1 protein-coding gene is annotated in these 367 nt (G+C 54.2%); it reads right to left on the bottom strand.

Going from position 1 to position 367, the window contains the following annotated elements; translation table 11 throughout:
- Positions 1–367, bottom strand: a 367-nt coding sequence (locus tag PSI23_RS22165) for a major capsid protein (protein ID WP_273557065.1), incomplete at both ends; no start/stop codon positions are given.

Genomic DNA, 367 nt, shown 5'->3' with positions numbered 1-367 from the left:
GTACACCCACAAATCAAATTGCCCCCAACGGCCTTTGTAGGCCGCCCCTTTCTGCACCTGCGTGCCCGGGTTAATCTGGTTACCGTACGGGTTTAATGCCGGAAACTTAATGGCACTGTCGGTCACCGTGGTATCCAGACGGAATGCGTTCCATGATTGAGTGGTAAACACCAGATCGGTCGGCATGGCACCGGAATTTTTCAGAATGCGCTGCGACCAGGCTTCAATATCCTGTGTGGGCTGTGTGTTGGTTTTGCCTGCATCCACCTTTGTCGGCCATTTATCACTGCCACTCAGGGTAACCGTCAGGTCAGCAGAACGCCCGAAGTTGACGACTTTCGTTTCATAGCCATCGCCCGCCACCGTG

It is taken from the genome of Xenorhabdus yunnanensis (genome assembly GCF_028598805.1).
In the GTDB taxonomy this organism is placed as follows: domain Bacteria; phylum Pseudomonadota; class Gammaproteobacteria; order Enterobacterales; family Enterobacteriaceae; genus Xenorhabdus; species Xenorhabdus yunnanensis.
The sequence above is the reverse complement of the archived record's forward strand: the minus strand, read 5'-3'. Positions and strand labels throughout refer to the sequence as shown.